Raw genomic sequence first — 26,153 nt, 5'->3', positions numbered from 1 at the left:
CAGAAGAGAAGGTATGCCTGAGATCTTCAAGGACAAACAGGGCCAGGAAGCCACGGTAACTCGCCGCTCCGGTGACGTCGTGCTGACCGCGCAAGGTTCGCTGTTGCTGGCACCGGAGGATGCTCGACTCTTGGCAAACGCGCTGACCCGCGAGGCCGACAAAGCAGAGTCAGGTACGTCGGAGGTGGCGCGACTCCGGCATGAGCTCGACGAGATCAATAAGGCCCTCCGAGAAGCCGGCATTGACTACCCCCTGGGCGTTCGGGGAGTGCGGGATCTTGCAGCGCTGTTTGAGCATGCTAGGGACGGCGAAGACTGACCCGCAACGATTCCACGGAACCCCCTGTCTCACACGAGGCAGGGGGTTCTTTGCGTTCACCCGCCTGGCGCACACGCCGCGCGCCGACTGTGCCGCTCATGCAGCCTCGTCGTATGGCCCATTTCCCCGTCATCGTCGTCCACCGGCCCGACAACGAGGGCGGGCGCCGGGTTACCGCGGACGGGGCAGGGCTAGGAGTGGCCTATGGGGTCGGGGACGTGGCGGAGTTCTTCCGGCGCGCTGAGATCCCGCTCGACGAGGACGACATTCCGCTGACGGATCTCATTGAGTGGCGCGGGGGAGGGCCGGAGGTGTGGCCGGCTCAGAGCTGACGCAGGGACGCCACGATGTCGGCGAGCCGTGGCGTAGGGCAGGGGAGCCGTCCGAACTCAGGATCACCGTTCACCCTGGGCAGCAGCATCACGGCGAACCTGAGCCCTTTGCGCGTCATGTAAGCGCGCTCCACGGACGGAGCCGCTACGGAGCGCGGGACGAAGTGGTCGCAGAGCCACTCCTCCCAGAGGGCCGCGTCGTTGAACTCTCCGCGCCGCATATGGTCAAGCCGGAGGCAATACGCGGACTCATTGTCGTCAGCGCCGGCCGCTAACTGCCACCACCACGTGGCGCCCTCGTCCTCCCTGCCGAGATACAGCACGCACGCGAATACCCGCACGGCCTCCGGGTCAGTAGGGCCGTGTGTGACGAGGTGATGGAGACGGTCTGACGCACCGGGTGCCGTGACGACGTCGACGGCCAGGGCATCGAGCATGCGTTCCGCGCGCTCGAACGGCAGTAGGTCCAGCATGGAGGGTCCCTCCGGGGTCATAGGGTTCGGGCGAACAACAGCGCCACCTCGGCGGCGAAGGCAGGGTCCTCCGGCACGTCGCCCAACGCATCGAGTAGCCGCTCTTCCGCGGCCGACCCAAAGGTTCCGTCCACGAGGCACGCACGCGCCTCTGTGAGGATCCGCAGGGCGTCTCCGTGCCCGAATGCCTTAGCTCTGATGAGCCACTGGTGAGCTGTCTGGTCGTCGTCAGCTCGAAGCTTGACGAGTGCTAAGCGGAAGCATGCGCCAGGATGCCGGTTACGCACGGACCTCGTGAGCCACATCAGGGCGGTCACGTCGTCCCTGCGTGCAAGCGCCCGGCCTCCGAGGCTGTACCAACTGGCTGTGCGCTCAGGGTCGGGCCATGGACCTTTGGACCCGTCCCACCTGTCCCATCCGACCGACACCCACACCATCGCTAAGGCGACGTCTGGGACGTGTTGCTCGTCCACGGGATCCTTCCCTTGATTGAACACAGCGGCGCCCGCCCCCTGGTCACGAGGACGGGCGCCGGGGTGCTGTTGTTAGAGCTGTCCGCCCTTGACGGCGTCGACGAAGACGCCCCACTGCGTGTCACCGAACACGAGGGCGGGGCCCGTGGGTGCCTTGGAGTCGCGGACGGGGGTGGCGCCAGACAGCTGGCCGGCGGCAACCTCGACGCAGTTGTGTCCGCCGTCGCTGTACGAGCTCTTCATCCACGTCAGCCCGAAGGCTGCCGCGTTGGGGATGTTGGTCATGGTCTGTGTTCCTTTTTCATTCTCGCAATGAGGTCGGCTGACGTGGCAAGGGGCAACGCATGGGCACGGAGGTGTCCGAACACCGCGTTGTAGACCGCCACATCCACGGGGTCCTCAACGTACAGCGCACTGGCCACGTGCTCCACGAGCACGACGTCTAGATCAGCTGACTCCGGCATGCCAAGCACGGTGTACGGCCCAGCCATACCAGGGTGCGGCGGGGCGTCCAGGGGGATGATCTGTATTGAGACGTGGGGGAGCTCGACGAGATCGAGTAGCCGCTGAAGCTGATCGTTCATGATCTGTGGTGACGCGAACGTCGGCCGAAGCGCTGCCTCGTGGATGATTGCCCACACCTCCAGGGGGTTGGGCCGCGCGAGCACCGATTGACGCGCCATGCGCACCTCGACGAGTGCGTTTACTGCCTCCGCAGTGCTGTTCATGTTGATTGCCGCAATGGAGGCACGCGCGTAGGCGGCGGTCTGAAGGAGGCCGGGGACGAGAAGCGTCTGATAGGAGCGCAGACTCGACGCGTCCGCCTCCAGGGCGATCAGTTCCGCGTACGCCGGCGAGATGACTTCGCGGTACGTCTGCCACCACCCACGGCGCGCACCGTCGCGGGCGAGGGCAAGCAGGATGTCACGGCGGGCGGCGTCGGTGACCTCGTAGAAGTCGAGCAGAGAGACCAACTCGGCCGGCTTGATGCCCAGCTTCCCGCCTTCTAGTCGCGACACGCGGGGCCCGTCCCAGCCCTCGCCGATGTGGCGTGCGGCGTCGACCCCCTTCACTCCGCGTCCCTCGCGGAGCCGTCGCAACTCGGCGCCCAACCTTCGTCGCCGTACTGACGGTGCGCTCATGCGCCCTCCCTCCGTTCTGCGGTGGCTGCCCGGAGTTGCATCGTTCCACACCTACGAGGCAACCCGCTCCGCGAATATGCAATTTTGTAAATTCTGCCCTGGCGCTTGCAACTGATGACCACTCAGTGCCACTCTGGATTTGCAAGCACAGCCGGTAACGAGGCGATTGCGGCAGGTGGCTCATGGCGTTCTTAGACACATCCGACGACGTGACAGTGCATTCGATCTTCCCGGTGCGTACTCCGGGCGGACGCTGTGGCGTGTGTGAGGCCGTAGCGGCCGAACTGGCTGAGCACTCGCGGGCCGATTCGGACCGGTCCAGGGCGGACGCACTCCGCGCCGAACTGAGAAATCACCCGCAGGGGTGCGGCAATGACTGACGCACGGGGCTACCGGTACGACGAGACGTTCATCCGGGAACTCCGCGAGGCGGTCGAGCAGGGGGCGGAACAGACCGTGTGGACCGCAACCGCTCTGAAAGTCGTCGAAGCAGTTGCCGACGGAGTGACGGCCGCCGGCAACCTGACTCCGCCCCCGATTGGTCATCGGTGAGCGGAGGGGCGGCGGGGTACTGAGGTCGGCACCAACGGCCCCGCCCGCTCCTAACAGGCTTTTCCTCGGCCTCATCCAGCCGATTCCTCGTAGCTCAGTCAGGTAGAGCGCTGCACCCGTCAACGTGTCCCCCACGGTGAACAGCAGAGGCTCCGGTTCGAATCCGGGCGAGGGAACTCCGCCGCTCGTCGGCGGAACTGCACCACTTCATGCACCACCCATTCGAGAGAAAGGGCAAGGCACATGATCGACATGCAGCGCTGGACGGTTCTCCAGGGCAACGACCAGGGGAACAAGGACATCGAGGACGGCGATGGGGGCGGCTCCAACCCGCCGCAGACCCCCGAGGTTGGCTGACGCCCCGGCTAGTGAACTGAGCGCGTAAACGGCCCCGCCCTGGCAGGATCAGGGCGGGGCTGACCCATGGGTGAGGAGAGGCGCAAATGGCGAGAGAGATGACGGGGCAGGGGCGCGTAACGCTCTTCCCCTTGCTGCACATGTGGCCGGACGTCTACGGCGTCGGGGCGTACGCGTCGGCCGGCCACTTCGGTACGACGGCGATTGTGGGGTACATCCCTGTCCCGGAGGTTCCGGACATGAGTTGGATGGACGTCGCTGCGCGGCACCTGCCGCCAAATGCCGACCCGGCTGGGCGCGCGGACTGGGTTCTCTGTACGGCCTGGAGCAGTCGTACGGTCCCCAAGCCGGGCTCTGTGGAGCTTCCCGGCGTCGCGTGGGCCCTGGAGGTCGACGCGCGTGCTGAGCCCCGCGGAAACGGAGGCAACATGTACGGGCACTCAGAGCTGTACGTGGGTCGATTCATGCTGACGGACGGCGTCGACGACAACGGCCGGCCTCGTCCCCATGAGGTGCTGATGAAGCAAGCGCGCGAGCTGCTCCCGGAGGTCGCGCGCGCCTGAGGTGCGATCAGAAGCCCCGGTCATCCGCTGTGATGGCCGGGGCTTCGTTGTTTCCGCAGGTGACTGGACATTGCCCGAGTGTTCCTCTACCTTTCGGCATGGTCATGGGAAACCTCGCCTGCACCAGCCACGGCGCCGCGATGGTGATCCCCGCGCCGTCCTTCGACCCGGCCGCCACCCTGGCCGCCGTGGAGGCGGAATCCTGCACCTCGCTCTACGGCGTCCCCACGATGTTCATCGCGGAACTCGCCGAGCCCGGCTTCGACCGTTACGACCTGAGCAGCCTCCGCACCGGCATCATGGCCGGTTCGCCGTGCCCGGCCGAGGTGATGCGCCAGGTCATCGACCGCATGGGCATGGCCGAAGTGGCCATCTGCTACGGCATGACCGAGACGTCGCCGGTGTCCACCCAGACCCGCGCCGACGACTCCCTCGAACGCCGTGTCTCCACGGTCGGCCGGGTCGGCCCGCACCTGGAGGTCAAGGTGATCGACCCCGCCACCGGGCGCACGGTGCCCCGCGGCGAGCCCGGCGAACTCTGCACCCGCGGCTACTCGGTCATGCTCGGCTACTGGCAGGAACCGGAACGCACGGCGGAAGCGGTCGACGCGGAGCGCTGGATGCACACCGGCGACCTCGCCGTGATGGACGAGGACGGCTACGTCAGCATCACCGGGCGCATCAAGGACATGGTGATCCGCGGCGGCGAGAACCTCTACCCGCGCGAGATCGAGGAGTTCCTCCACAGCCACCCCGACGTCCTGGACGTCCAGGTCATCGGCGTCCCCGACGCCAGGTACGGGGAGGAACTGATGGCCTGGCTCCGCATGCGGGACGGGGCGGAGCCCCTCACCGCGGACTCCGTCCGTGCCTACTGCAGCGGCCGCCTCGCCCACTTCAAGATCCCCCGCTACGTCCATGTGGTCGATGCCTTCCCGATGACCGTCACCGGCAAGATCCGCAAGGTGGAGATGCGCGAGATGGCGGTCCGGCTGCTCGCCGACGGGTCCTGACCGGGCGCCGGCTCCGGGACGGCGGCGGGGTGGCCGGTTCACGTCCGGGCCGGGTCACGGTCCGGCGTTGATTCATTACGGTGTGCTGGACGCGCGCATCGCCGTAACCTGCGGCGATGCGCGCCGGTCTGACATGTCCTCACACCGAAGGAGACCTCCGCGTGGAGCGTCGCAGCACCCGTACGGATCTGAGATTACGAGCGGTCCTCGCCGCCCTGGGCGTCACGGCCGCCACCCTCGTGGCCGCACCCTCCGCACAAGCGGCACCTGCCGCCCCGGCCGCCCCGGTCGTGGCGATATCCCCGGCCGCGTCCCCGGCCGATGCCACGGCCCCGGCGGCCTGCACCGGAGAGTTCAAGGACGACAAGCGGCTCGGCCCCCAGTACCTGCCGCGGAAGAACCGGCAGCCGGTCGGCCCGCTGCTCAGGGGCTACCACCGCACCGGCGCCCTGTCCTCCGCCGCGTTCCTGAAGAAGTACTGGGAGGGCCCGGCCGGCACCGGCACCTGGAAGTACCCGCCGAACGACGGCTTCGCCGAGGTCAACGGAACCGTGGACAAGGCCCCCGACCTCCTCGCCCCGGGCGAGAGGCTGGACCGGTTCGGCTCCGAGTACGGCTCCTTCCTCGCCCCCGCCGGTGCCGCGTACGCCGAGCGGGCGCTGCCGCCGCAGAACCTCAACACCCGGGAGGCGGCCTTCCCCTGCGACTACCACCTCTACGAGGTGGTCAAGCCGTTCACCGTCTGGGAGGGCTCGATCGCGGCCTGGTTCGAGCAGCCCGGCGGCGGCCGCCAGATCAAGCTGGACCCGGCCTTCCTCGACCCGGGCGCGGGGCAGCGCCTGAACGTCAAGTGGCTCCTGGACAACGGCTACCTGGCCCGGGTCGCCGCTCCGGACTCCGATCCGGACCGCGGATGAGCCACCGGCAGGACCTCGTGCGGGCACTGCGGGCGGCAGGGGTGCCGGCCGGGCACTACCGGATCGAGGGCGTCCACGAACCCGGTCCGCCCCCGACCGATTTCGTGTACCTGCGCGGGCGGCCCGACGGCCGCTGGGAGACCGGCGTGTTCGAGCGCGGCGCGTACGAGACGACCGCCGTGCACGACTCGGAGGCCGGCGCCTGCGCCCACCTCCGCACCCTGCTCGGCGTCTGACCCGGCCGGGCGGGCCGGCCGAGGGCCGGGCCGGGGACGCGCCGCGCCGCGGTGGGCCGTTCCCCGGTCCCGGCCCGGGGACGGGGGACAGTAGCGGGCGTGGACATGGATCTCGACGCGGTGACGGAGGAGCTGTACGGGCTGCGGCCCGCGGAGTTCACGGCGGCGCGCAACACCCTCGCCGCCCGCGCCCGGACGGCCGGCGACCGGGAGCTCGCCGCACGCATCGCGGGACTGCGGAAGCCCTCGACCGCGGCATGGGCGGCGGGACTGCTGCCCCGGCAGCGGCCCGCCGAAACGCAGCGGCTGCTCAGCCTGGGCGCGGCGCTCCGGGAGGCCCACCGCACCCTGGACGGCGTACAGCTGCGGCAGCTGTCGCACGACCGGCACCGGGTGATCGGCGCGCTGGCGCGGACGGCCGGCGGGCTGGCCGCGGCCGCGGGCCAGGAGGTGAGCGGGACCGTGCTGCAGGAGGTGGAGCAGATCCTGCACGCGGTCCTCGCCGACGAGGCCGTCGCCGCGGAATGGGCGGCCGGCAGGCTGGCGAAGCGCCCCGAGACGGCCATGGGCTTCACGGGCCTGGAACCGGCCCCCGGAGCCGCCCCGTCCCCGCCCCCGTCCCCGCCTCCACGGCCCGCCCGGCGGGAGAGGGCGCTGCGGGCGGCAGAGGAGGAGCAGGCCCGGGCCCGGGCAGAGGCTGAGGCAGAGGCAGAGGCAGAGAGACTGGAATCCGACCTGGCCGCCCACGAGGAGCGGCTACGGAGCACCCGGGAGGCGGTCTCCGCCGCCGAGCGGGAGCTGCGCGCCGCGGCCGACCGGCTGGACGCGGCCCGCGCCGCGCACGCCGAAGCCGGCGCCCGCCACGAAGAGGCGTCCCGCACGGCCGCACGGGCCCGTACGCGCGCGCGGGCCGCGGCCCGGAAGGCCGCGGGACCCGGAGGCGAGGAGGACTGACCCCGCCGCCCGGCCCGCCGTCCGGCGCCCCGCCCGCCTACCGGCCGCCGAACGTGCCGTGGCACAGCCGGGTGATCGCCGGGTCGGTGACCCCTTCGGAGGAGCGGCACAGCTGGGCCATGTCGACGCGACCGGGCGAGGGCACGTGCTGCTTCGGCCGGGACCCGACCTTGGCCTTGCCCTCGACCTTTCCCTTGACCTTGCCTTTGACCTTGGCCTTGGCCTTGACCGTGCCGGACCCCCTGCCCTGGCCCCGGCTCTTTCCGCCGGCTTTCGGCGCCGATCCCGGCTTTGACCGGGGCCCGTGCTCGTGCCGGTGCTCCTGCCCGGCCCGGTGAGCCGACGCGGCAGGGCGGAAGGAGTCCTTCCCGGGCCTGGGGCGATCCCGCTCGCCCTGCGCTTCGGGACCGGGACCAGCGCCGACACCGGCACCGGCTCCCCCTTCCGGCCCCGGCAGCGGCGTCAGCGGCAGGGATTCCTTCGAGGCCGGGCCCGCACCCGGTGCGGGCCGCGCCGCCGGCGGTCTGCCGTCCCCGGTGCCGGACACGGAAACACACCCCGAAGCGGCCAACAGGGCGGAGAGCAGCAGGAGGAGAGCAGGGCGACGCATGCGCACACTCTGCCCCACCGGGCCGTCCGCCGGGCGCCCGGCGCGTTCCGATCACCACCCAGGGTGACCGGGCGGCCGGATGCTGACACCGCGCCCCGCGTGTGCGCGGCCGGCCGGCGGGTAGGCGCAGCCCATGCACCCGACCAAGGCCGACAGCACCGTCCTCCTGCTGGCCGAGGGCTACACCTGGGCTCCCCGTCTGCTCCGGCGCGCGGGTGCCGACGCGGTCCGCACCCGCCTGACGGGACGGCCCGCGGTCCTGCTCCACGGCCGTGAGGCGGTGCGCTTCTTCTACGACGAGCACCACGTCCTGCGCGAGGGCGCACTGCCGGGCCCCGTCCTCGACACGCTGTTCGGCCGTGGCGCGGTCCACACCCTGGACGGCTCCGAGCACCGGGTCCGCAAGCAGCTCTTCGTCTCCCTGCTGATGCCCGCCGGGAACGTCGCGGCGCTCACCGACCGCTTCGAGGCGGCCTGGGCCGCTGCCGTACCGGGCTGGGCCGGACGCCGGGTGGTCCTCTTCGACGAGGCCGGCACCGTCCTCGCGCAAGCCGTCTGCGACTGGGTCGGCCTGCCCGTACCCGCCGACGCTGCACGGGAGATCGCCGAGGACTGCGTGGCCATGGTCGACGGCTTCGCCACCGCCGGATCCCGCCACTGGCGGGCCCGCCACGCCCGGCGGCGTCAGGAGCAGGCCCTCGCCCGCGCCGTCCTGGACATCCGTGGATCGGGAACGCACGCCGACGGCCCCTTCGCGCCCTCCCACCACCACGGCGTCGAGCGGTCGGCCCTGACGGCGGTCGCCCTCCATCGCGAGGCGGACGGCACGCTCCTGCCCCCGCACACCGCGGCCGTCGAACTCCTCAACCTCATCCGGCCCACGGTCGCCCTCGCCTGGTACGCCGCCTTCGCGGCCCACGCCCTCCACCGGGACCCCGCCCAGCGTGACCGCCTCCGCTCCGAAGGGTTCGGGTACGCGCGGGCCTTCGCCCACGAGGTGCGCCGGTTCTACCCGTTCGTGCCGTTCGTCGGCGGACTCGCCGCCCGTGACCTGAGGTTCGGCGAGGTCGCGATCCCGGCGGGCAGCCTGGTGCTGCTCGACGTGTACGGGCACCACCACGACCCGGCCCTGTGGGAGCGGCCGAACCGCTTCGACCCGGGGCGCTTCCTCGGCCACGAGCCGGACCCGGCCGCGCTCATCCCCCAGGGCGGCGGCGACGCCCGCACCGGACACCGCTGCCCGGGAGAGGACATCGCCCTCGCTCTGCTCACCGTGATCGCGCGGGCCTTGGCCCACCTGGACTTCGGCGTCCCCGAACAGGATCTGGCGATCCCGCTGCACCGCATCCCCACCCGCCCGCGCAGCGGCTTCCTGATGGACGACCCCCACCCGTCCCGCAGCCACGCGGGCCCGATCGCGGCATGATGGCGGTCCGACGACCGTACGCACACGGGGGGTGTCCATGTCCGCCGACCCGAGCGCCGGCACCAGCGCCGGCACCGGCACCGGCCCCGGCGAGAGCAGCTGTCTCGCCTGCGCCCTGACGGCCGGAACCGCGCCCCTGCCGGGCGGCACCCTCCTGCGCACCCCGCACTGGGTCGTGGAGCACTGTGTCGGTCCGCTGGGCCTCGGCACGGTCGTGGTCAAGCCCGTCCGCCACGTCCTGCACGTCGCCCGGCTGACCCCGGAGGAGTCCGCCGAACTCGGCCCGCTGCTGCAACGGGTCAGCGACGCCGTGACCGAGGTGACCGCTCCCCAACAGGTCTACGTCTGCCTCCGGTCGCACGCCGGTGCGGTGCCCGGCCACATCCACTTCGTGGTGCAGCCCGCCCGCGCGCGGGACCTCGCCGAACACGACGCGTACGGCCCGGCCCTGCAGATGGCCATGTTCCGTGCCGGCCGGCGGCCGGCCGAAGCGGAGGTGGCGGCGGTCTGCGACCGCCTGCGCGCCGCGCTCGACTCCCCGGCGCCCCGTCCCCTTGGATGAACCCCGAGCCGTACGGTCCGTACGGCGGTATCCGTCCGCACCGACCGTACGGACGGTGCGGAGACCGCATCCCCGGGAGCCGGCATGAGGAAGATCAAGTCGCAGCTGTTCATCTCCCTCGACGGCGTCGTCGAGGCGCCCGACCAGTGGCATTTCCCGTACTTCAACGACGAGATGGGGGCGGCCGTCGACGCCACCCTGGGACGCGCCGACACCCTGCTGCTGGGCCGCCGGACCTACGACAGCTTCGCCGGCGCCTGGCCCGGAAGGGAGGCGGCCGGCGGGGAGGACGCGCCGTTCGCCAAGGTGCTCGGCGACGCCCGCAAGATCGTCGTCTCCCGCAGCAGGCCGGCCTTCACCTGGCGGAACTCGGAGCAGCCGGACGGAGACCTCACCGAGACGGTCAACGCCCTCAAGAACGAGCAGGGTTCGCCCGTCTGGATCAGCGGCTCGGTCTCCGTGGTCCGCCAACTCCTCTCCGCCGGACTCCTGGACGAACTGAACCTCCTCGTCCACCCCATCGCCGTCCGCAAGGGCATGCGCCTGTTCGAGCCGGACACGGCGCCCATCCCGCTGGAGCTGCTCTCCTCCGACACCTTCGAGACCGGCGTGCTGAACCTCTCCTACGCCCCGGCCGCCGCCCCCGGCCAAGGCACCTACGAGGATGCCAGGACCCACCTGCCCCAGCGGGAGGGGTGAACCGCCGGGCAGGGGTAGGGGCAGCCCCGTCAGGGCTGTGCGCCGAGGCGGACGTCCTCGCCTCGGAGCGTGACTTCCAGGCCCTGCTCCGTGACCCGGACGGACTCCGGCGCCAGGCCGGGAAGCGCCGCCGTGTCCGGGTCCGCCGCCGAGTCCGCCTGCCGGGCAGCCAGTCCGTCCCGGACCGCCGAGACCATGCGCTCGGGGGCCGGGCGGCCCAGCAGCGTGGCCCCGGCGACGGTGAACGACAGCCGCCCGCCGGTCAGTCCGGGCCGCAGCAGCACGGTCGCCGCACCGCCCGGGCCGATGCCGAGACGGAGCGTGCCCGAGGCCGGGTCCGTGGACACGGAGCTCACCGGCAGCGCGCGGTCGCCCGCCGCCAGCGAGTCCCGTACGGCGCCGGTCGGGACCGTGACGCGGCCCTCCACCGATCCGACGGTGCCCCGGCCGTCCTCGCCCATGGTGACGCCGTCGAGGGTCAGCCGCACCGAGGCCCCGGTGACCAGGCCGAACGAGGCCTCGTCGGCGCTGACTTCCGCCGATCCGACCCGCCCCCGGGCCACCGCGACCAGCCCCGAGCCGGCCAGGTCCACCTCGTTCGCCCCCAGCCGCGGACGCAGCGCGTCCGCGATCCGGCGCTCGACCATCAGGTCCGCGCCGTATTCCGCACAGCCGGTGAGCAGCACCGCCCCCACCGCCGTGCCGGAGACGGCCATGACGAGCCTCCCGCGGCGCCTCACGCCTCCTCCACCTCCCCCACGCGGAGCGGGCGTTCCGGAGCGGCCGCAGCGGCCGTACCGCCTCCGCCCTCCGGGTCGAGGCGCGGCAGCAGCCGGTCCAGCCAGGCAGGGATCCACCAGTTGGCCCGGCCCATCAGGTGCATCGTCGCGGGCACCAGCAGCAGCCGGACCACCGTGGCGTCCAGCACCACGCTCACCCCGAGGCCCAGCGCCAGCATCTTCACCACCGGGTCCTCCGACAGCAGGAACGCCAGGAACACGCTGGTCATGATCAGCGCGGCGCAGGTGATGACCCGGGCGGTCGAGGCCAGCCCGGCCGCGACGCTCTCCTGGTCCCCGTGCCCGGCGAGCCAGTGCTCCCGGATCCGCGAGAGCAGGAACACCTCGTAGTCCATGGAGAGGCCGAAGACGATCGCGAACATCATCATCGGCACGTACGACTCCACCGGCACCGGCCCGTCCACACCGAGCAGCGGACCGCCCCAGCCCCACTGGAACACCGCCACCACCACACCGAACGAGGCGCCGATCGACAGCAGGTTCAGCAGGCCTGCCTTCAGCGCGACCAGCGGACTGCGGAACACGATCAGCAGCAGCGCGAACGCGGCCGCCACCACCAGGCCCACGACCAGCGGCAGCCGGTCCGCGAGCACGTCCCGGAAGGTCTGCTGCGCCGCGACCTGCCCGGTCAGGTACCCGGTGGCACCGTACGGGCCGAGGGTGTCGGGCAGCGTACGGTCCGCCAGCCGGTGCACCAGGTCTGCCGTTGACCGGTCCTGCGGGGCGCCTGCCGGCACGACCGTCGCCACCAGCAGCGCCCCGTCGGCGGTCGGCGCGGGCAGGGTCGCCGAAGCCACCCCGGGTGTGCGCGCGAGCGCACCCTGCAGGCCCTGCGCGATCTCCGTCCGCCGCTGCGCGGTCGTCCCGTCCTTGTCGAGGGTGACGACGACCGTGATCGGGCCGTTCGCGCCCGGCCCGAACCCCTCGGAGACCAGGTCGTAGGCCCGGCGCTCGGTGGAGTCGGCGGGTGCCGCGCCCGCGTCGACATGGCCGAGGCGCATCGACGCGGCCGGTACGGCGAGCACCCCGAGCAGCAGCGCACCGGCGAGCAGCGCGGTCCACGGACGGCGCCCCACCGCCGCCGCCCAGCGGTGCCAGACGTCGGCGTCCCCGTCGGGTTCGTCGGCCGGCCGGCGGACCCGGAACCGGTCGACGCGCCGGCCCGCCAGGCCCAGCAGCGCGGGCGTCAGGGTGAGCGCGGCCAGGGCGCCGGTCAGCACGGTGGTGGCGGCGGCGACCCCCAGCATGCCGATGAAGCCCACCCCGGACGCGAACAGCCCGGCCAGCGCGACCGTCACGGTCAGCGCCGCGACCAGCACCGCCCGGCCGCTGGTGGCCACGGCCCGGCCGGCCGCGTCCGCCGGAGGGGCACCGTCCCGGAGCAGCCGGCGGTGCCGTGTCACCAGGAACAGCGAGTAGTCCAGACCCACGCCCAGGCCCATCATCACGGCCAGGGTGGGGGAGACGGCGGCCAGACTCACCTGCGCCGCGACCAGCCCGAGGGCCGCGAGTCCCGCCAGCAGCCCGATCACCGCACTGAGCAGGGGGAACGCGGCCGCGGCCACACTGCCGAAACCGATCAGCAGGACCAGCACGGCGGTGGCGATGCCGATGGCCTCTGAGGCCCGGTCGGCGCCGCCGGACCGCGCCAGCTGCCCCAGCGGGCCGCCGTACTCGACGGTGACCCCGTCCGCGCGCAGCGGGGCGACCGCCTCGTCGACCAGGCCGACGTACGACTTCTCGAACCGGGCGGGACTCGTCTCGAACCGGACGGTGAAGTAGCCGGTGCCGCCGTCCCGGGTCACGGCACCGGGCGTGGCCGCCGGATCGGCGACCGAGATCACCCCGGGGAGCGCCGTGAGCTTCGCCCGGGTCGCCTCGATCGCGTCCCGGTGCGCGTCGAGACCGTCCCGCGCGCCCGGCCCGCCGGGGGTCTCGCGGCCGGTCGCGAGGACGATCTGCGCGGGGACGCCCCGGGCCGCCGGGCCCCCGTGGGCGTCGAGCAGGTCGGCGCCGGTCTGTACGGAGGTGCCGGGCAGGGTGAAGTCGTCCTCGTACGTCCCGCCCCAGGCCCGGTCGGCGCCGACGGCGGCCAGCAGGACGAGCAGCCAGACGCCGATCACCAGCCACGGGCGCCGGGCACAGCCGCGCCCGGTGCGGAACAGCAGCCCTGGGCGGGGGCGCGGTGCGGGGCGCGGGGCGGGGTGGCCGGGGCCCGGCCCGGCCTCCTGCCGTCCGGCCTGGTCAGTACGTGTCATCAGCGGAGATCCTCGGAAGGAGAAGGAGATGGGGACGCCGTGCGCGGCAGGCGGTGACCTGCTCACGCTCGCCCCGATCCTCCGCGGTGAACACCAGCGGATCATGAGCGGATTGTTAGGGCTCGGTAAGGCTTCACCGGCACCGCACCGCGGTCCGCCGTACGTCCGCCCGTGCTGACTAGCATGGGACGGCACCCAGCCCCGACCCGCGGCTCCGTACCGCGCGCACGTCCCCCGGAGCCGTCATGAACCAGCCGTCGTGAACCCCGACCCCCACAAGGGACTCGTCCTGATCGTGGAGGACGACCCGAACATCGCCGCGCTCCAGCAGTTGTACCTGGAGCGGGACGGCTACCGCACCGAGGTGGCCGGGGACGGCCCGGCCGGCTTCGACGCGGTGCGCCGGCTCGCCCCGGCGGCGGTCGTCCTGGACATCGGGCTGCCCGGCATGGACGGGGTGACCTTCTGCAGGCGGCTGCGCGAACGGGGCGACTGGACGCCGGTGCTGCTGGTGACCGCCCGGGGTGACGAGGCCGACCGGATCCTGGGGCTGGAGCTGGGCGCGGACGACTACCTGACCAAGCCGTTCTCACCGGGTGAGCTGGTCGCCCGCGTCAACGCGGTGCTGCGGCGCGCGGCGGGCCCAGCCCGGAGCACCCCGGTCGTCCACACCCGGGGCCCGCTGCGGGTCGACCCCGGGCGCCGCACGGTCCATGTGGACGGCGTGCCGGTGGAGTTCACCGCGCTGGAACTCGATCTGCTCAGCCATCTGCTCGAACACCGCGGCCAGGTGTTCACCCGCCTGCAGCTGCTGGACCAGGTGTGGGGCGACTCGGCGCACCGCGACCCTCGGGTGGTGGACGTGTTCGTCTCCCAGATCCGCGGCAAGCTCGGCAGTGCCAGTCCGATCCGCACGGTCCGCGGTGTGGGCTACAGCGCGACCGAGAACGGCGAATGAGGGGGATCACGGGCATCAGGAGTACGAGGACGACGAGGACGACGAGGAGGATGAGGAGGATGAGGCGATGAGCCGCCGACGCACGCTCGCGCGCGAGCTCGTCCTGTTCGCCGCCTTCGTCGCCCTGGTCGCCGTCCTGCTCAGCGGGGTCACCGCCTGGTACACGGCCCGGGGGAACGCGGAGGCCCAGGAGCGCGACAAACTGGCCCGCCAGGCCACCGTGCTCAGCCGGATCCCCAGACTCTCCGCGGTGCTCGTCGAGGGCGAGCAGCTGATCGCCGGCGCCAACGGGGTCGAGCCGGCGGTGCTCGAACCCACCGGAACCCTCCGCGGGCCGGGGGCCCCTGCGGTCTCGAACGCCCAGCGTGACCTGCTGCTCGCCCGTAAACCCCTGTCCGCGACCGGGACGCTGAACGGACGGGAGGTCATCATCGAGGGCCGGGCCCACCGCACGGGCGGGGTCGTCCTCACCAAGTCCACCGCCGAGGTGGACGCGGCCGCCGCACGGATCCGCCGCAACCTGGTCCTGCCGTTGTGCGCCGGGCTGCTCGGGGCGGGCCTCGCCGGGCTGCTCCTCGCGCGCCGCATCGCCCGCCCGCTGACCCGCGCGGCCGGCCTGGCGGGCCGCCTCGCCGCCGGAGAGCGGGGGATCACGGAATCCGGCGGCCCGGGTTCCGCCCCGCCCGCCCGTGCGGACACGGACCACGACCACGACCACGACCGTGGCCCCGGCCCCGGCCCCGGCCCCGACCTCGGCCCGATCCCGGACTCCGGGCCGCTGGAAGTGGCCGAGGTGACCCGGGCCCTCGCCGTCCTGGACCGGGAACTCACCCGCAGCGAACGACGCCGCCAGGAGTTCCTGCTCTCGGTCTCGCACGAGATCCGTACCCCGCTGACCACCCTGCGCGGCTACGCCGAGGCCCTGGCCGACGGCGTGATCCCCGCCGAACGCGTCCCCGAGATCGGCGGCGTCCTGGGCGCCGAGGCGCAGCGCCTGGACCGCTTCCTCCGCGACCTCCTGGACCTGGCCCGGCTGGAGGCGGACGCCGGGGACTTCCGCATCGACCCCACCGAGACCGACCTGTCGGCCCTCGTCACCCGGGCGGCCGCGTCCTGGCGCGAACGCTGTGCCCGCCACGGGGTCGCGTTCCGCCTGGAGGAGCCGGAACCCGGTGCTCCCGTCACGGTCCGCACCGACGGCTTCCGGGTGCGCCAGCTGGTCGACTGCCTGCTGGAGAACGCGCTGCGGGTCACCCCGGAGGGCCGGCCCGTGGTCCTGGCCCTGGCCGCACCGTCCGGGGACGGCGGCGCCCGGCTCCAGGTCCGCGACGGCGGCCCCGGGCTCACCGAGCAGGACGTCGAGGTCGCCTTCGAACGCGGTGCGCTGCACGACCGCTACCGGGGCGAGCGCCCGGTCGGCAGCGGACTCGGCCTCGCCATCGCCCACCGTCTCGCGACCCGGCTCGGCGGCACCCTCACCGTGCTCGGACACGGGCCGGAGGGCGGTGCCGCGTTCACCCTGGACCTCCCCGCCACTCACCCGTAGGGCGCAACCACCGTCAATTCCCGGCCTCATCCGGCCCATTCGGGCGTCATCTTCCGCCCGCCCCGCGCATTCCCCCCACGCCGCTCCCGACAATGGTCCCGGCACAGCGGGACCCGCACTTCCGGAGGAGACACGACGTGGCGATGCGAGGCGGAACGGTCGCGGTGGTCGGCGGGAGCATCGCGGGCTGCGCGTTCGCCTCGGCCGCGGCGCGCGCCGGCGCGGACGAGGTGGTGGTCATCGAACGCACCGGCGGGCGGCTGGCGGACCGCGGGGTGGGGCTGTGCATCCACAACGACCGGGCCGCCGAGCTGTCCGCCGTCGGCACCCTGCCGCCCGGTATCGCCGCACACCGCCTGACCCGCCGCCGGTGGGTGGTCCGCGACGGTGGTGACCCGGCCGGGCGGCTGTTCTGGGAGCAGCCGTTCCCCTTCCACTCGTACCACTGGGGCCTGCTCTGGCAGGGGCTGCGCGAAGCCACCCCGGCCTCCGTGGTCTACCGGCAGGGCACGGCGGTCACGGGTGTCTCCTGGCAGGTGCCGGACCCGGCCGCCGCCCCGGCCGCCGGCCCGGACGGTCAGGTGGCGGTCACACTGGCCGACGAATCCGTCGAGCGCCACGACCTGGTCGTCGGCGCCGACGGCTACCGCTCGGTGGTCCGTGAGGCCCTCAGTCCCGGTTCCCGCCCGCACTACGCCGGCTACGTCTGCTGGCGCGGCAACTTCGACGCCCGCAGGCTGGACGGCGTCGGCGAGGACCCCTGGCCTTCCGACGCGGGCATGACGGTCTGCTGGCCCGGCGGCAGTTGCGTCATCTACCGGATCCCGGGCCCGGAGGGCACCCGGGTCAACTGGGTCCTCTACGCCGTGCCCCCGCAGGACGGGTCCTTGCGCTTCGACGACCCCACGAGCTTCCCGCCGGGCGCGCTCACGGCCGAGCTCGCCGACCACCTCGCCGGGCTGCTCGCCCGGGAGTTCCCGCCGTACTGGGCGGCGGTGCTCGCACTGACCGCCCCCGAGGACACCTTCGTCCAGCCCATCTACGACCTGGAGGTGACGCGTAGCGGCGTCGGCCGCCTCCTGCTGGCCGGGGACGCCGCCACCGTGGTGCGCCCGCACAACACCAGCGGGGCGGCCAAGGCCATGCAGGACGCGACCGCCTTCGAGGCCGCCTGGCGGGACGCCGCCTCCTGGGAGCACCTGACGGACGCCTACCAGGCCGCGCGTGGGCCGGTGGGCCGGGACCTGGTCGCCCTGGCCCGCCGCCTCGGCCGGGCCCAGGTGGAGCAGACCCCGGACTGGACCGCGATGGACCGGCACGCCGCCGAGGCCTGGTGGCGGGGCCAGCTCGACGGAGCCCCCGGCATCGGCGGCCAGGCCATGACCGCCAGGCCGTGACCGCCAGGCCGTGACCGCGAGCGGTGCCCCTGAGGCCGTGACGGCCGGGCGGTGACACCGCCGGGCGGTCAGCGCGAGCCGTGGCCGCGAGCCGTGCCGTGCAGTGCAGTGCCGCAGAGGCTGTGGCCGCCGGTCCGTGGCCGCCCGCCCCCGGCCACCCGTCGCCGCGCCCCCCACAGGGCCGGCGCTGCCGGGGCGGGCCGTACCCCCGTTGTCGACGGCCCGCCCCGGCAGCTGTCCGGCGCAACACCAGCCTCCGGCACCGGCCCGTTGTTGCGCAGCCCAGGTCAGGGCACGAAACAATCCGCCGGGAACGCACCACCCGCCTGCCGGATCGGCGTGAAACCCCCTTGTCACCTCCCGCCCGGAGCGGTTGGGTTCGGCTTGATCATGATCCGTACCGACCGCACGGGGGCATGGGTGGGGCGTCAGGAAAAGCCGCTGGACCCGCTGGCGGGTCCGGTAGCGGAGTTCGCCGTGGCGCTGCGCAAGCTGCGCCAGGAGGCGGGCGGACCGACGTACGCCGCCATGGCCCGCCGCGGTCCCTACTCGGTCGCCACCCTGTCCCGGGCGGCGGCCGGTGACCAGCTCCCCACCCTCCCCGTGGTCCTGGCCTACGTCGCCGCGTGCGGCGGCGATCCCGCCGAATGGGAAGGCCGCCGGCGCGATGCCGCCGAGCGACTCGCCCTCCACGACGCGGACGAAGGCGAAGCCGCACCGTACCGGGGGCTGGCCCGTTTCGAACCCGCCGACCGGCAGCTGTTCTTCGGCCGGGACCGGCTTGTCGACGACCTCGCGTCGCTCGTCGCCGCACACCGGATCGTCACCGTCTTCGGCCCCTCCGGAAGCGGCAAGTCCTCATTGCTGCGCGCCGGTCTCGTTCCCCGTCTCCGGGAGCTCCCCGACCCCCCGGCGGCGATCCGCCTGCTCACCCCCGGCCACCGGCTGCCGACCGGTCGTGCCGGAATCCTGCGTCCGGCGGACGGGGACGGCGAAACCTGGCTCGTCGTCGACCAGTTCGAGGAGGTCTTCACCCTCTGCCACGACGCGGACGACCGCGCCGGATTCATCGGCGCGCTCCTCGCGGCCAACGATCCGGGCAGCCGCCTGCGCGTGGTGCTCGGCATCCGGGCCGACTTCTACGCCCGCTGCCTGGAACACCCCGGCCTCGCCGCCGCAGTCCGGAACGCGAGCCTGCCCGTCGCCCGCATGACGCCCGCCGAACTCCGCCAGGCGATCACCAAGCCGGCGGCCGCCCAGGGGCTCACCGTCGAACGGGCGCTCACCACCCGCCTCCTGGAGGAGGTATCGGCCCAGACCAGCGGTCTGCCCCTGCTCTCCCACGTGCTGCTGGAGACCTGGCGCCGGCGCCGGGGCCGGGCCCTCACCCTGGAGGCGTACGAGCGGGCCGGCGGGGTCCGCGGAGCCATCGCCCAGACCGCCGAGGCCGCGTACGGGCAACTGGACCCGGACCAGGCCGCGACCGCCCGCCGGATCATGATGAGGCTGATCGCCCCGGGCGACGGATCGCCCGACACCCGCCGCCCGGCCCGGCGCGGGGAACTGGAGGGCATCGGCACGGACGGTGCCCCCGCCGCGGTTCTGGAACTCCTCGCCCGAGCCCGGCTGATCAGCCTCGACGGCGACACCGTGGAGCTGGCCCACGAGGCCCTGATCACCGCATGGCCGCGGCTGCGGGCGTGGATCGAGGAGGACCGGGAGCAGCTCCGCCTGCACCGCTGGCTGACCGAGGCCGCGGGCGCCTGGGACTCCCTGGGCCGCGAACCCGGCGTGCTCGCCCCGGCGACCCGCCTGGCCATGCTGCGTGCGTTCGCCACGGGCACCCGGCGATCCGAACTCACCTCCCTGGAGGCAGAGTTCCTCGACGCGAGCACGGCCGCGCGGAACCGGACGCGGCGCGGCCGCCGGACCGTACGTGCGGTGATGTCGCTGCTCGCCGTACTGGCCGTCCTCGCCGGATCGCTGGCCTGGCAGCAGAGCCGCTCCGAGGACCGGCGGCGACTGGTCGGCGCCGCCCTGCGCACCGCGGCCCTCGCCGACGGCCTGCGCCGCACCGATCCCGCCACGGCCGACCGGCTGAGCGTCGCCGCGTGGGGGCTGGCGGAGACGACGGAGACCCGGGCCGCCCTGCTCGGTTCGCTGGAGCCCCGGCCCCGGGTGCTGTTCGACCCCGTCGAAGGCGACACCCGGGGCTATCGGGCCACGCTCGGCCAGGACGGCCGGACGCTGACCCTGCAGAAGGGGAGCCGTCTGGAGCGGTGGGACGTCGGCACCGGCCGCCGAACGGCCTCCCGCGAACTGCCGGGGGCGCCCGCCGTCACGCCCCGGGTCACGGACGGACGGTTCGACTTCATGCCGGTAGGGCTGCGGGTCAGTCCGGACGGGCGGAGTGCCGTCGCCACCGAGGATGGCGAGCTCCGCCATGACGCATCGCCGGTGCCGGGCGAGGCGCACGTGTGGGACGTGAGCACGGGCGAGCGGCGCACGCTGCGCCCCGGCCCGCGGAGTTCGAACTTCAACAGCGTCGGCTGGGCGGCCGACAGCCGGTCACTGGTGTGGAACCTGGACGGCACCGCCGAGTTGTGGGACACCTCCGGCGGGCAGCGGGTGTTCGCGGCGGAGGGGTATCCCGGGGCGCGCGCCGCGGCCGTCAGCCCGGACGGGAGCCGGATCGCGCTGTGCGGACGGGACGGCCGGATCGAGATATGGTCCGTGGCCGAGCGGAGGAAGCTCCCCTGGGGTGAACCGCACGACCGGTGGGACCCCGAGCGGCAGGCGTGCGGGGAGGACCGATTGGTCTTCAGCCCCGACGGCAGGAAGCTCGCGGGCCGGCTCGACTCGGGCATCATGCTCATCGACGTGGTCACCGGGGGTGCCGGCCTGATGCCCACCGAACAGGGAGTCACCGGGGTGGTGTTCAGTACCGGCTCGGCGTTCATCGCCGCGGTGCGCAAGGGTGCGGTGGCGGTGTGGCGCACCGAAGGCTCTCCCACCGGGGGATCGGTCCCGTCGGACCTGCCGGTGTACGTGGGGGTACTCCCGAACGAGAACCCCACCGGCCTGGCCCTCGACGAGGCCGGCCGCTCGCTCCGCTACCTGGGTGCCGACGGCGTCACCGTGTCCTCCATCGACCTCGGTCCCGTCCTCGAGCCGACCTGGGACCGGGGCATGGACGACGCGTTCCACATCGTGCCGGGCGGCCGGCAGGCGATCCGTGGGAAGCAGGTGGGGGACAGTGTCGAATTCGGCCTGTACGACCTCGGGACCGGGACACGCCTGGCTCCGTTGCCCGCCCTGGGCCTGGACCGGCGGGCGGCCGCTCTCGTGACGGGCGGATTCAGCCCTGACGGCCGGCTCTTCGCCTACGCGCTCACCCACGCCGACGGGGACCGTCGTACTGCCCACGTCTGGGACGTGATCGAGCGCCGTCCCGTCGCCGAACTCACCCTGCCCGGACAGATCTGGCGGGTGATGGACATCGTGCCGCACCGACGGGCGGGACGGCTGAGCGTCTACGCCAACACGGGTGCGGTCCCCGGGGGTCTGTGGGATCTGGCCTCGGGCACGAACCGCCTGCCCGGGACGGAAGCCGAGCTGGTCGAGATCCATCCCGGCGGTGCCCTGGCCGTGCTCGGCGACGGCTCCGTACGGAGCCTGCCCTCCTTCGAGCCGGTCCGCAGGCTGAACGAACACGGCATCAGGGCTCTGGAGTTCAGCCGGGACGGCCGTTTCCTCGCGGTTGCCGACGGCACCGGACGGGTGACGGTGCGGAACGGCCGGGGCGACCGCGTTCTCGGCGTCCTCTCGCCGGAATCGGCCGCGGACCCGTCGGGCAGGTCCGCGACGGTGGGGACCATGGCCTTCTCGGCCGACGGCCGCACCCTGGCCACCGGAGACGTCCTCGGCCACGTACGGCTGTGGGACGTCGAGACCCTGAAACCCCTGGGCGGAACCCTGCCGGCCTCCGGCGATGCGCTGCGCGCCCTCGCTTTCGGCGAGGACGGCCTGACCCTCTGGCGGCTGGGCGAGCACACCCCGGTCCGGGCGTACGACCTGCGGCCCGAGTCGATCGTCGCGGCCCTGTGCGCACGCGCCGGAGGCCCGCTCTCGCGCGACCAGTGGAAGGACCGCATACCCGACGTTCCGTACCGCTCGACCTGCGGCGCCGCGGCCGGACGGGACCGGCGCTGAGCCTGCCGCACACCTTCGGCCCTTCGGTACGCTGGACACATGACCGAGCGCAAACCACCCGGCGTCAGCTTCGAGTCATTCGTCGAGAAGCAGATCCGCGAGGCGGAGGAGCGCGGCGACTTCCGGCAGCTGCCCGGCTTCGGCAAGCCGCTCGCCGACGACACCGCCCCCTACGACGAACTGTGGTGGGTCAAGGGGAAGCTGCACCGTGAGGGCGTCTCCGTGCTCCCGCCCGCGCTGGCCCTGCGCAAGGAGGCCGAGGACGCCGTGGAGGCGGTGGCGGAAGCCCGGACCGAGGCCAGGGTGCGGGAGGTCCTCGCCGCCGTCAACGAGAAGATCGCCGCGGCGATCCGCCTGCCGCCGCCGGGACCACCGCTCAGGATCAAACCGTTCGACGTGGAGGCGATGGTCGAGGAGTGGCGCGCCGCGCACACCTGAGTGCCTAGAGGCCCGGATCCCGGTGCGTGGGCTGCCCGTCCACCACGGTGAGCAGGACCGGCAGCCCCGGCAGGTCGGCCGCGGAGACGTCCAGGAGGTTCTCGGCGAGCACCGTGAGGTCGCAGCGGTACCCGACGGCGATCCGTCCGGCCTCCTGCTCCTCGCCCGCCGCCCAGGCGGCGTTGACGGTCATCCCGCGCAGCGCGTCGAGCGCGCCGAGGGCCTGGTCCGGGCCGTGCGGGGGCTGGGTCAGGTCGCGGCTGGGGCGGCGGTGCCGGGCTCCGGCCATGACGCCCAGCGGTGGGTAGGGCGCGATGGGCCAGTCGGAGCCGAGGACCACCGTGGCACCCGAATCCAGCAGGTCGCGGCAGCGCCAGGCACGACCGGCACGCTCCTCGCCGAGGCGTTGCGACCAGTTGTCGGTGTGGTCGGCCCGGGTGAAGTCGCAGCAGTGCGTGGGCTGCATGGACGCGGCGACACCGAGCCCGGCGAACCGGCGCAGGGTGTCGTCCGGCACGGTCTCGATGTGCTCGATCCGGTGCCGCACCCCGTTCCGCACGCCCGCCTGGGCCCGCTCGACGGCGTCGAGGGCGTGCCGTACGGCCGCGTCACCGATCGCGTGGGTGGCGGTGGGCACGCCCGCCCCGTGGAGCTCGCCGATGATCCGCGTGTACGCGTCGGGGTCCGGCCAGAAGGCGTGGGCGGACTGGCCGTCCCGGTCCGGACGCTCCAGCCAGGCCGTCCCGTTGTCGATCGTGCCGTCCATGAACAGCTTGACGCCGTCGGTCCGCCACAGCCGGCCGCCGGTGCCCTGCAGCTCGATCAGCGCCCGTACGTCCGCGGCGTCGGCGCCGGGCTGGCACCAGGGCGCCACCCGCAGGCGCAGCGGCAGCCGGCCGTCCAGGTCGAGCTCGGAGTAGAAGGCGAGGCTGTCACCGTTCGCGTCCATGACGTGGCCGCCGGTGAGCCCGGCTGCGGCCATGGCCCGCAGGGCCTCGGCGAGCAGGAACCGCCGGGCGGCGCGCGTGGGCTGCGGGGCGACCCGCTCCACGAGTTCGCAGGCGGCGTCCTCCAGCAGCAGTCCGGTGGGCCGTCCCGCGGCGTCGCAGACCACCTCGGCACTGGCCTGCCCGAAGCGGCGCGGTCCGTCGACGCCCGCCAGTTCCAGGGCCCGCTCGCTGGCCAGCAGGGAATGGGCGTCGAACAGCAGCAGCATGGCCGGTACGCCGTCCAGGACGGGGGAGAGGGCGGCGGCCTCGACCGGGCGGTCGCCGAACACGTTCGGGTCCAGGCCCCAGCCGTGCAGCCAGGCGCCGGGCCGCAGGCCCCGGACCTCCCGCGCCAGGGCCTCGCGCAGGGACGCGAGGTCCGTGCAGCCCGACAGGTCCAGGCCGTGGGTCAGCTCGGCGCCGGAGACGGGGTGCAGGTGCCCGTCGGTCAGCCCCGGGGTCACCACGGCCCCCTTGAGGTCGATCACGGTGGTCCCGGCGTCCGCGAGGGCGCGCATCTCCCGGTCGTCGCCCAGCGCGAGGATGCGGCCTCCGCCGGCCGCGAGGGCGGTCTGCGGCAGAAGGCCACCGGTGACGGGATCGAGCAGCCGGGCGGAGAGCAGGACGAGCTGGTTGCGCACGGGGATTCCTCCAGAGAGGCGGCGGTACGGGGAGGGGGCGGGCGGGGCCGGGGGTGGCGGCGGCGTGGTCAGTCGGCTGCTCGTGCCACGGCGGCCACCAGGGCGCCGGGCGTCAGGCCGAGTTCCCGTTCCGCCGTGGTCACGGCCATCAGGGTGACGGCACCGGGCCGGCCGGAGGTGTCGGTGTTGGCGTGGGCGCCGAGACCGTCCAGCACGACCAGGATCTGAATGGCGGTCACGTACGGGTCCGGCGTACGGAACCGGCCCTCCGCCACGCCCTCGCGGATCAGCTCCTCCAGCCGTCCGCGCCATGCGGCCTCCTGCTCGCCGACCCGGTCGCGGAGCGTCGGGCGGTAGCGGCTGAGGTGCCGCGCGTTGATCCACAGCCGGCTGATGTCGTCGTACGCCGGACCCGTCGCACGCGCGAAGAACCGGGCCAGCCAGTCATCGGCCGTGCCCTGGGCGCGGTCGGCCGGCAGGAGCGCTTCGAGTTCGGCGATCGCCGCACTGCCGAACGCCTCGGCGACAAGATCCTCCACCACGGGGAAGTAATGGCTGATCAGACCCGGGCGGACGGTGAGCTCTTCGGCGATCCTCCGCAGGGTGACGCACTCCAGCCCCTCGGTGAGGGCGACCGAGGTGGCCGTTTCGACGATCTCCGCCCGGCGGGCCTCAGGAGATTTGCGAACTCGTTTGCGCTCAACGCTTGACGACATGCCGACGATGTTATTGAGTGTGCGACCAATAAGCAAGCAGGCGGGTACGGACCAGTACCGACCAGCACCCGGAGGGCCTCATGGCGTCCACGAACCCCCAGCCGCAGCCCCATCCGCGACCGGGCCCGCACCCGGCCGGGGCGGCGGCGTCAGGCCCCGCCCTGGACACCCCCGGCCGCATCGAGGCCCACGGCATCGACCACATCACCGACGCCGAACGGCACGGCCGCCCCCGCGAGCTCTTCGCCGTCTGGGCGGCTGCAAACGTCAACTACCTCAGTCTGGTGATCGGCGGCGTCCTCGTCCTGATGGGCCTGAGCCTGTGGCAGGCCCTCGCGGTGATCGTGATCGGCAACCTGTTCTGGCTGCTCACCGGCTTCCTCGCGGTCTCCGGCCCGGCATCCGGCACCCCCAGCGAAGTGATCACCCGGGCGATGTACGGGATCCGCGGCAATCGTGTGAACAACGCGGTGACCGGCTGGACGATCTCCGTCTGCTATTTCGCGCTCAACCTGGCGGCCGCCGCGACCGCCGCCGTCGCGCTGATCGAGAAGACCGGCATCGTGGCCGGGACCGGGACCGAGGCCGCCGTGGTGGTGGTCATCGCCGTCTTCACCCTGGCCATCAGCGTCTACGGCCACGCCACGATCGTGCGGCTCTACCTGCCGATCACCCTGGTGCTCACGGCCGCGTTCGCCGTGGTCGCGTTCGCCGTGCTCGCCCGTACCGACTTCTCCCACGGCCCTGCAGAGCCGCTCACCGGCACCGAGCTGTGGGCCACCCTGATGGCGGGCGTCACCCTCATCGCCTCCGGCCCGCTCTCCTACACCACCAGCGCCGACTTCTCCCGCTACCTGCCCCGTACCACGCCCCCGCGCGCGACCGCGGGCTGGACCGCCCTCGGAGGCTTCCTGCCCGGCACCGCCGTCTGCTTCCTGGGCGCGTGCGCCGCCACCGCCCTCGACATGAGCGACCCGCAGAGCGCGCTGGAAGGGATCCTGCCGTCCTGGTTCGGCCCCCTCTTCCTGCTCGCCCTGGTCCTCGGCACCATCGCGGTCAACGCCATGACCGCCTATAGTGCCGGTCTCGCCCTGCAGGCCGTCGGCCTCCGCGTCCGCCGCTCCCTCAGCGTGATCATCGACGGGGTCGTCGCGGTGTCCCTCACCCTGTACGCCCTGCTCGTCTCCGACTTCCTCGACACCGTCAGCGACGTCCTCCAGCTGACCGTCGTCCTGCTCGGCCCCGCCACGGCCGTCTACGCCACCGACATACTGCTGCGCCGCTGCCGCTACGACGGAGAGCAGCTCACCGACGAGAGCCCCGGCAGCCCCTTCTGGTACACCGCGGGCGTCAACCCGGCCGGCGCCGTGGCACTCCTGGCCGGTGCCGCGGCGGCGGCCCTGTGCGTCAACACCCTGTACACCGGCCCGGTCGCCGACGCCGTCGGCGGCATCGACCTCTCCCTCCCCGCCGGCCTCCTCGTCTCCTCGGCCGTCTACGCGCTCCTCTCGCGCCGCGCCCGGGCCGCGGGTCCGGACGCGGCGGCCGCCTGACCGGCCCGGCGGGAGCC

At 73.2% G+C, this 26,153-nt stretch carries 25 protein-coding genes, 1 tRNA gene and 1 pseudogene; 18 read left to right on the top strand and 9 right to left on the bottom strand.

Annotated elements, in window-relative coordinates:
• Window positions 1-13: 13 nt before the first annotated feature.
• Together ACGFQ9_RS01535 and ACGFQ9_RS01530 are read left to right on the top strand one after the other, a co-directional pair.
• Window positions 14-319 (top strand): hypothetical protein, encoded by a 306-nt coding sequence (locus ACGFQ9_RS01535; RefSeq protein WP_393570016.1) that lies wholly within the window; start codon window positions 14-16, stop codon window positions 317-319.
• A 113-nt stretch (window positions 320-432) separates the two neighbouring features.
• Complete coding sequence (locus ACGFQ9_RS01530; RefSeq protein WP_393570015.1) at window positions 433-651, top strand: hypothetical protein; 219 nt, start codon at window positions 433-435, stop codon at window positions 649-651.
• Here ACGFQ9_RS01530 and ACGFQ9_RS01525 read toward each other — a convergent pair.
• From ACGFQ9_RS01525 to ACGFQ9_RS01510, 4 genes are all read right to left on the bottom strand, one after another.
• Window positions 642-1,124: a hypothetical protein gene (locus ACGFQ9_RS01525; protein WP_393570013.1), complete on the bottom strand. Its 483-nt coding sequence runs from the start codon at window positions 1,122-1,124 to the stop codon at window positions 642-644. The two genes, ACGFQ9_RS01530 and ACGFQ9_RS01525, sit on opposite strands and share 10 nt — an antisense overlap.
• 17 nt (window positions 1,125-1,141) lie before the next feature.
• Window positions 1,142-1,597 (bottom strand): hypothetical protein, encoded by a 456-nt coding sequence (locus tag ACGFQ9_RS01520; protein WP_393570011.1) that lies wholly within the window; start codon window positions 1,595-1,597, stop codon window positions 1,142-1,144.
• A 72-nt stretch (window positions 1,598-1,669) separates the two neighbouring features.
• The gene (locus tag ACGFQ9_RS01515; protein ID WP_393570009.1) at window positions 1,670-1,882 is read right to left on the bottom strand and encodes a DUF397 domain-containing protein; all 213 of its coding nucleotides are present in this window, start codon (window positions 1,880-1,882) and stop codon (window positions 1,670-1,672) included.
• On the bottom strand, window positions 1,879-2,739 hold the full coding sequence (locus ACGFQ9_RS01510) for a helix-turn-helix domain-containing protein (RefSeq protein WP_393570007.1): 861 nt from the start codon (window positions 2,737-2,739) through the stop codon (window positions 1,879-1,881). The genes ACGFQ9_RS01515 and ACGFQ9_RS01510 overlap by 4 nt, the downstream gene beginning before the upstream one ends.
• A gap of 372 nt (window positions 2,740-3,111) precedes the next feature.
• On the opposite strand from ACGFQ9_RS01510, the gene ACGFQ9_RS01505 reads away from it, so the two are divergent.
• The 7 genes and pseudogenes from ACGFQ9_RS01505 (at window position 3,112) to ACGFQ9_RS01475 (ending at window position 7,331) form a co-directional block, all read left to right on the top strand.
• Window positions 3,112-3,291: a hypothetical protein gene (locus tag ACGFQ9_RS01505; protein WP_393570005.1), complete on the top strand. Its 180-nt coding sequence runs from the start codon at window positions 3,112-3,114 to the stop codon at window positions 3,289-3,291.
• Between the two features lie 83 nt (window positions 3,292-3,374).
• Window positions 3,375-3,467: transfer RNA gene (locus tag ACGFQ9_RS01500), tRNA-OTHER, on the top strand.
• 267 nt (window positions 3,468-3,734) lie between these two features.
• Complete coding sequence (locus ACGFQ9_RS01495; RefSeq protein WP_393570003.1) at window positions 3,735-4,211, top strand: hypothetical protein; 477 nt, start codon at window positions 3,735-3,737, stop codon at window positions 4,209-4,211.
• Window positions 4,212-4,303: 92 nt separating this feature from the next.
• Window positions 4,304-5,224 (top strand): annotated as a pseudogene (locus tag ACGFQ9_RS01490) (AMP-binding protein); the annotation flags it as partial.
• 161 nt (window positions 5,225-5,385) lie between these two features.
• Complete coding sequence (locus ACGFQ9_RS01485) at window positions 5,386-6,141, top strand: TNT domain-containing protein (protein ID WP_393570001.1); 756 nt, start codon at window positions 5,386-5,388, stop codon at window positions 6,139-6,141.
• Window positions 6,138-6,377, top strand: a complete 240-nt coding sequence (locus ACGFQ9_RS01480; RefSeq protein WP_393569999.1) for a hypothetical protein — start codon at window positions 6,138-6,140, stop codon at window positions 6,375-6,377. The genes ACGFQ9_RS01485 and ACGFQ9_RS01480 overlap by 4 nt, the downstream gene beginning before the upstream one ends.
• Before the next feature lie 99 nt (window positions 6,378-6,476).
• Entirely contained in the window at window positions 6,477-7,331 is an 855-nt protein-coding gene (locus ACGFQ9_RS01475) for a hypothetical protein (protein ID WP_393569997.1), read from the top strand.
• Between the two features lie 37 nt (window positions 7,332-7,368).
• Here ACGFQ9_RS01475 and ACGFQ9_RS01470 read toward each other — a convergent pair whose 3' ends face one another.
• The gene (locus ACGFQ9_RS01470; RefSeq protein WP_393569995.1) at window positions 7,369-7,941 is read right to left on the bottom strand and encodes a hypothetical protein; all 573 of its coding nucleotides are present in this window, start codon (window positions 7,939-7,941) and stop codon (window positions 7,369-7,371) included.
• A gap of 133 nt (window positions 7,942-8,074) precedes the next feature.
• On the opposite strand from ACGFQ9_RS01470, the gene ACGFQ9_RS01465 reads away from it, so the two are divergent.
• The 3 genes from ACGFQ9_RS01465 to ACGFQ9_RS01455 all read left to right on the top strand — a co-directional run bounded on the left by ACGFQ9_RS01465 (window position 8,075) and on the right by ACGFQ9_RS01455 (window position 10,628).
• A complete protein-coding gene (locus tag ACGFQ9_RS01465; protein WP_393569993.1) occupies window positions 8,075-9,367 on the top strand; it encodes a cytochrome P450 in 1,293 nt (430 codons plus the stop codon).
• Window positions 9,368-9,404: 37 nt separating this feature from the next.
• Window positions 9,405-9,929, top strand: a complete 525-nt coding sequence (locus ACGFQ9_RS01460; RefSeq protein ID WP_393569991.1) for an HIT family protein — start codon at window positions 9,405-9,407, stop codon at window positions 9,927-9,929.
• 84 nt (window positions 9,930-10,013) lie between these two features.
• Window positions 10,014-10,628 carry a dihydrofolate reductase family protein gene (locus ACGFQ9_RS01455; protein ID WP_393569989.1) on the top strand — a complete coding sequence of 205 codons (615 nt, stop codon included), beginning with the start codon at window positions 10,014-10,016 and terminating at the stop codon, window positions 10,626-10,628.
• 29 nt (window positions 10,629-10,657) lie between these two features.
• Here ACGFQ9_RS01455 and ACGFQ9_RS01450 read toward each other — a convergent pair whose 3' ends face one another.
• Window positions 10,658-11,344, bottom strand: coding sequence for a hypothetical protein (locus ACGFQ9_RS01450; RefSeq protein ID WP_393569987.1), 687 nt, complete (start codon window positions 11,342-11,344; stop codon window positions 10,658-10,660).
• 20 nt (window positions 11,345-11,364) lie between these two features.
• Window positions 11,365-13,686 (bottom strand): MMPL family transporter, encoded by a 2,322-nt coding sequence (locus tag ACGFQ9_RS01445; protein ID WP_393569986.1) that lies wholly within the window; start codon window positions 13,684-13,686, stop codon window positions 11,365-11,367.
• Window positions 13,687-13,945: 259 nt separating this feature from the next.
• On the opposite strand from ACGFQ9_RS01445, the gene ACGFQ9_RS01440 reads away from it, so the two are divergent.
• The 5 genes from ACGFQ9_RS01440 (at window position 13,946) to ACGFQ9_RS01420 (ending at window position 22,237) form a co-directional block, all read left to right on the top strand.
• Window positions 13,946-14,644, top strand: coding sequence for a response regulator transcription factor (locus ACGFQ9_RS01440; RefSeq protein WP_393569984.1), 699 nt, complete (start codon window positions 13,946-13,948; stop codon window positions 14,642-14,644).
• Window positions 14,645-14,711: 67 nt separating this feature from the next.
• On the top strand, window positions 14,712-16,190 hold the full coding sequence (locus ACGFQ9_RS01435) for a sensor histidine kinase (RefSeq protein ID WP_393569982.1): 1,479 nt from the start codon (window positions 14,712-14,714) through the stop codon (window positions 16,188-16,190).
• Between the two features lie 143 nt (window positions 16,191-16,333).
• Complete coding sequence (locus ACGFQ9_RS01430) at window positions 16,334-17,587, top strand: FAD-dependent monooxygenase (RefSeq protein ID WP_393570780.1); 1,254 nt, start codon at window positions 16,334-16,336, stop codon at window positions 17,585-17,587.
• A gap of 420 nt (window positions 17,588-18,007) precedes the next feature.
• On the top strand, window positions 18,008-21,799 hold the full coding sequence (locus ACGFQ9_RS01425) for an H-X9-DG-CTERM domain-containing protein (RefSeq protein WP_393569980.1): 3,792 nt from the start codon (window positions 18,008-18,010) through the stop codon (window positions 21,797-21,799).
• A gap of 39 nt (window positions 21,800-21,838) precedes the next feature.
• Complete coding sequence (locus ACGFQ9_RS01420; RefSeq protein ID WP_393569978.1) at window positions 21,839-22,237, top strand: DUF1992 domain-containing protein; 399 nt, start codon at window positions 21,839-21,841, stop codon at window positions 22,235-22,237.
• A 4-nt stretch (window positions 22,238-22,241) separates the two neighbouring features.
• On the opposite strand, the gene ACGFQ9_RS01415 is transcribed toward ACGFQ9_RS01420, so the two are convergent.
• Together ACGFQ9_RS01415 and ACGFQ9_RS01410 are read right to left on the bottom strand one after the other, a co-directional pair.
• Window positions 22,242-23,867, bottom strand: coding sequence for an amidohydrolase (locus tag ACGFQ9_RS01415; RefSeq protein ID WP_393569976.1), 1,626 nt, complete (start codon window positions 23,865-23,867; stop codon window positions 22,242-22,244).
• A 68-nt stretch (window positions 23,868-23,935) separates the two neighbouring features.
• Entirely contained in the window at window positions 23,936-24,583 is a 648-nt protein-coding gene (locus ACGFQ9_RS01410) for a TetR/AcrR family transcriptional regulator (RefSeq protein ID WP_393569975.1), read from the bottom strand.
• Between the two features lie 80 nt (window positions 24,584-24,663).
• Here ACGFQ9_RS01410 and ACGFQ9_RS01405 point away from each other — a divergent pair, with 80 nt between their 5' ends.
• Window positions 24,664-26,136, top strand: coding sequence for a purine-cytosine permease family protein (locus ACGFQ9_RS01405; RefSeq protein WP_393569973.1), 1,473 nt, complete (start codon window positions 24,664-24,666; stop codon window positions 26,134-26,136).
• The last annotated feature ends 17 nt before the right edge of the window (window positions 26,137-26,153 follow it).

Source organism: Streptomyces sp. NPDC048603, assembly GCF_043199475.1.
Lineage (GTDB): Bacteria > Actinomycetota > Actinomycetes > Streptomycetales > Streptomycetaceae > Streptomyces.
The sequence above is the reverse complement of the archived record's forward strand: the minus strand, read 5'-3'. Positions and strand labels throughout refer to the sequence as shown.

Bases quoted from the DNA above. Each gene is read 5' to 3' on its own strand.
- ACGFQ9_RS01535 (WP_393570016.1), top strand. From the start codon at position 14: ATGCCTGAGATCTTCAAGGACAAACAGGGCCAGGAAGCCACGGTAACT.
- ACGFQ9_RS01530 (WP_393570015.1), top strand. From the start codon at position 433: ATGGCCCATTTCCCCGTCATCGTCGTCCACCGGCCCGACAACGAGGGC.
- ACGFQ9_RS01525 (WP_393570013.1), bottom strand. From the start codon at position 1,124: ATGCTGGACCTACTGCCGTTCGAGCGCGCGGAACGCATGCTCGATGCC.
- ACGFQ9_RS01515 (WP_393570009.1), bottom strand. From the start codon at position 1,882: ATGACCAACATCCCCAACGCGGCAGCCTTCGGGCTGACGTGGATGAAG.
- ACGFQ9_RS01510 (WP_393570007.1), bottom strand. From the start codon at position 2,739: ATGAGCGCACCGTCAGTACGGCGACGAAGGTTGGGCGCCGAGTTGCGA.
- ACGFQ9_RS01505 (WP_393570005.1), top strand. From the start codon at position 3,112: ATGACTGACGCACGGGGCTACCGGTACGACGAGACGTTCATCCGGGAA.
- ACGFQ9_RS01495 (WP_393570003.1), top strand. From the start codon at position 3,735: ATGGCGAGAGAGATGACGGGGCAGGGGCGCGTAACGCTCTTCCCCTTG.
- ACGFQ9_RS01480 (WP_393569999.1), top strand. From the start codon at position 6,138: ATGAGCCACCGGCAGGACCTCGTGCGGGCACTGCGGGCGGCAGGGGTG.
- ACGFQ9_RS01470 (WP_393569995.1), bottom strand. From the start codon at position 7,941: ATGCGTCGCCCTGCTCTCCTCCTGCTGCTCTCCGCCCTGTTGGCCGCT.
- ACGFQ9_RS01465 (WP_393569993.1), top strand. From the start codon at position 8,075: ATGCACCCGACCAAGGCCGACAGCACCGTCCTCCTGCTGGCCGAGGGC.
- ACGFQ9_RS01460 (WP_393569991.1), top strand. From the start codon at position 9,405: ATGTCCGCCGACCCGAGCGCCGGCACCAGCGCCGGCACCGGCACCGGC.
- ACGFQ9_RS01455 (WP_393569989.1), top strand. From the start codon at position 10,014: ATGAGGAAGATCAAGTCGCAGCTGTTCATCTCCCTCGACGGCGTCGTC.
- ACGFQ9_RS01450 (WP_393569987.1), bottom strand. From the start codon at position 11,344: ATGGCCGTCTCCGGCACGGCGGTGGGGGCGGTGCTGCTCACCGGCTGT.
- ACGFQ9_RS01445 (WP_393569986.1), bottom strand. From the start codon at position 13,686: ATGACACGTACTGACCAGGCCGGACGGCAGGAGGCCGGGCCGGGCCCC.
- ACGFQ9_RS01435 (WP_393569982.1), top strand. From the start codon at position 14,712: ATGAGCCGCCGACGCACGCTCGCGCGCGAGCTCGTCCTGTTCGCCGCC.
- ACGFQ9_RS01430 (WP_393570780.1), top strand. From the start codon at position 16,334: ATGCGAGGCGGAACGGTCGCGGTGGTCGGCGGGAGCATCGCGGGCTGC.
- ACGFQ9_RS01420 (WP_393569978.1), top strand. From the start codon at position 21,839: ATGACCGAGCGCAAACCACCCGGCGTCAGCTTCGAGTCATTCGTCGAG.
- ACGFQ9_RS01410 (WP_393569975.1), bottom strand. From the start codon at position 24,583: ATGTCGTCAAGCGTTGAGCGCAAACGAGTTCGCAAATCTCCTGAGGCC.
- ACGFQ9_RS01405 (WP_393569973.1), top strand. From the start codon at position 24,664: ATGGCGTCCACGAACCCCCAGCCGCAGCCCCATCCGCGACCGGGCCCG.